The sequence below is a fragment of the Nonomuraea sp. NPDC001684 genome (genome assembly GCF_053596515.1).
Map to the genome: position 1 here is coordinate 1 of NZ_JBSFGJ010000684.1, position 3,346 is coordinate 3,346.

3 protein-coding genes are annotated in these 3,346 nt (G+C 71.8%); 1 reads left to right on the forward strand and 2 read right to left on the reverse strand.

Annotated elements, in window-relative coordinates; genetic code table 11:
• On the reverse strand, positions 1-1,114 hold a 1,114-nt coding region (locus tag ACWCSD_RS50005), incomplete at its 3' end, for an epoxide hydrolase family protein (protein ID WP_449926478.1).
• 42 nt (positions 1,115-1,156) lie between these two features.
• On the reverse strand, positions 1,157-2,698 hold the full coding sequence (locus ACWCSD_RS50010; RefSeq protein ID WP_352359656.1) for a 4-hydroxyphenylacetate 3-hydroxylase family protein: 1,542 nt from the start codon (positions 2,696-2,698) through the stop codon (positions 1,157-1,159).
• A 154-nt stretch (positions 2,699-2,852) separates the two neighbouring features.
• Here ACWCSD_RS50010 and ACWCSD_RS50015 point away from each other — a divergent pair.
• Positions 2,853-3,346, forward strand: a 494-nt coding sequence (locus ACWCSD_RS50015) for a methyltransferase family protein (protein ID WP_449926481.1), incomplete at its 3' end; no start/stop codon positions are given.

Here is a 3,346-nt window from a genome sequence, read left to right on the forward strand (position 1 = left end):
GCAGCTCCGGCTGCTCCATGGCGGCGAAGTGGCCGCCCCGCTCGAACTCGGTCCAGTGGCTGATCGTCGGGACGTCCCGGTCGGCCAGCCGGCGCACCGGCACGAAGATGTCCCTGGGGAAGACCGCCACGCCCACGGGCACGGTGATGGGCGGCGGCCGGTGCCCCTCGGCGGCCATCTTCAGGCCCGCCGCGCCCTCGTAGTAGAAGCGCGCCGACGACCCGGCCGTCGCGGTCAGCCAGTAGATCGACACGTTGGCCAGCATCCGGTCCCGGTCCACGGCGTCCTCGGGCGACTTGTCGGAGTCCGTCCAGTCGTGGAACTTCTCCACGATCCAGGCCAGCTGCCCCACGGGCGAGTCGGTGAGCGCGTACGCCAGCGTCTGCGGACGGGTGGACTGCAGCTTCATGTAGCCCGACAGCTCCTCGTCGAACCGCGCCAGCCCGGCCAGCCGCCCCTGCTCGGCGGGCGTCAGGCCGGCCAGCTCGGCCGGATCGCCCGAGGGGAAGGCCATCAGCATGTTGACGTGCGCGCCGATCACGTGCTCGGGGGCCAGCCTGGCCAGCTCCAGCGAGATCACCGCGCCCGCGTCGCCGCCCTGCGCCAGGTAGCGGTCGTAGCCCAGCCGGCGCATCAGCTCGGCCCACGCCAGCGCCACCCGGTACGGATGCCAGCCCGCCTCCCTGGTGTGCCCGGAGAACCCGAACCCCGGGATCGACGGGATGACCAGGTGGAAGGCGTCGGCCGGGTCGCCGCCGTGCGCGCGCGGGTCGGTGAGTGGCCCGATCACGTCCAGGAACTCGGCGACCGAGCCCGGCCAGCCGTGCGTCAGCAGCAGCGGCACGGCCTGCGGCTCGGGCGAGCGCACGTGCAGGAAGTGCACGTCGGCGCCGTCGATCTCGGTCACGAACTGCGGGTGCCGGTTCAGCTCGGCCTCGGCCGCCCGCCAGTCGAAGCCGTGCCGCCAGTGGTCGGCCAGCTCCTTGAGGTAGCCCAGCGGCACGCCGCGCTCCCAGCCGGTGCCGGGCAGCTCGTCCGGCCAGCGGGTGGCGTCTATCCTGCGGTGCAGGTCGGCCAGGTCGGCCTCGGGGATGTCGATGCGGAATGGACGCATGGGTGGGTTCGCCCTTCTCTTGTCAGGGGTGGGTCGAGCGGGTCAGCCGGTGCCGGTGCGCCGCAGCTCCTCGAAGGAGGACAGGTCGGGCACCGTCCAGCCGTCGAGGTCGTACTCGCCGAGGCAGCGGTCGACGAAGGCCGCGTACTCGTCCAGCTGGCCGCCGGCCATCTGCGAGAACAGCAGCTCGACCCGGGTGTTCTCGTGGTTGCCGCCGTAGTTGCGCTCGTAGAGCTCGTGGCGGCCGCCGAACTCCGAGCCGATCGCGTCCCACAGCAGCTTCATCACCTTGACGCGGCCCTCGGCGTCGGTGCCGTCCGAGCCGCGCAGGTATTTGTCCAGGTACGGGCGGATGTCGGGGTTCTTGAAGTCGGCCGCGCCGGAGTTGACGTAGATGAGCCCGCTGGCCACGTCCTGAAGGACGATCTCCTTGATCCGCGGGTAGCCGATCTGCATGAACCAGCGGTAGGCCAGGCCGTACTGCGGGTTGGGCAGCAGCGCGCCGTTGCGCCACTCCACCGGGTTGCGGGCGGCGGCGTCCGACAGCGCCCAGAACAGGTTGCGCCAGGCCAGCACCTCGCCGATCCGGGTCTGCACGCCGCGGAAGTCCTTGGTGCCGGTGATCTCCAGCGCCCTGACCAGCAGCCCGGCGATGAACTCCAGCTTCACCGCCAGCCGGGTGCAGCCGTGGAAGGTGAACCGCTCGGTGAAGCCCGACTGGCCGGTGAACAGCTGCGCCTTGCCGAGGTCGCCGTAGATGAACACGTTCTCCCAGGGGATGAGCACCTTGTCCAGGACGAGGATGCTGTCGTTCTCGTCCAGCCGGGAGGAGAGCGGGTAGTCGAACGGGCCGCCGGTCAGCGCCGCGTTCATGCCGTAGGACGGGCGGCAGATCAGCTTCAGGCCCTGCGCGTCCATCGGCACGGTGGCCACCAGCGCGAACTCGCGCTTCTTGACCGGCAGGCCGTAGTGCGCGATGAAGTTGTAGTGCGTCAGCGCCGAGCCGGTCGCCACCACCTTCGCGCCGCTCACCACGAGCCCCGCGTCGGTCTCCCGCTCGACGTGCACGTAGACGTCGTTGACCTCGTCCGGCGGCCGGTTGCGGTCGACCGGCGGGTGCACGATCGCGTGGTTCCAGAACAGCACCTTCTCCTGCGACTCGCGGTACCAGCGGCGGGCGTTGCCGTCGAAGGGCGCGTAGAAGCCGGCGTTGGCGCCCAGCGTGCCGAGGAAGGAGGCCTTGTAGTCGGGGCTGCGGCCCATCCAGCCGTAGCTCATCCTGGCCCACGTCGCGATGGCCCGCTGGTCGGCGACCAGGTCCTCGACCGTGCGCGGGGTGGTGAAGAAGCGGTGCGTGTACCCCTCGCCGCCGCTGTCGGTGGGGCAGGTCAGCAGCTCACGGGTGCCGTCGGCGTGGAGGGCGTCGTAGAGCCTGGCGGTCATCCGCACCGGGTTGTGGAACGCCGGATGCTCGGTGACGTCCTTGACGCGGTCACCGTAGAGGTAGATCTCACGATCGTCACGCAGGCTCTCGACGTACTCGCTGCCCGTGAGCGGGCGGGTCTTCGGCGCGGCATCGGGCATCGGACATCTCCCTGGGCAGGCAGCACGGGTGCATCCTCAGCGTGGCACCCGCGCCCGCGGCGGCCATCTCGCGATGTGCGCTGTTCCGCCGGCGCGGGCGCGGGCGGCATTCTGGAAGGTGCCCGTGCGCGCGCCCCGATGTGACGATGACCGCGTGACGGAGCATCGCCTGTGGGCGCTGGCCCACCTCGGAACCCCGATGGCGATCCGGGTGGCCGCGACGCTGAGGATCGCCGACCGGCTCGCCAAGGCGCCGGCCACCGGCGCCGAACTCGCCCCCGCCGTGGGCGCCGACCCCGGCGTGCTGGAGCGCCTCATGCGCTACCTGGCCGCCAGGGGCGTGCTCGGCCGCGACGACGACGGCAGGTACACGCTGACCGCCATCGGCGAGGAGCTGCGCGACGACCATCCGGCCGGGATGCGCGCCATGCTGGACATCGAGAGCTGGGAAGGCCGGGCCGAGCTGGCCTTCGCCCACCTGCTGCACAGCGTGCGCACCGGCGAGGCCGCCTTCCCCCGCCAGTTCGGCAGCTCGTTCTGGGCGGACCTGGCCGCCGACCCGGCCCGCGCCGCCGCGTTCGACGCGCGCATGGCCGCCGAGGTCCCCGGCCGGGCCCCCGCCATCGTGGCCGGCTACGACTGGGGGAC

Coding starts and splice junctions, on each gene's coding strand:
- ACWCSD_RS50010 (WP_352359656.1), bottom strand. CDS start 2,698: ATGCCCGATGCCGCGCCGAAGACCCGCCCGCTCACGGGCAGCGAGTAC.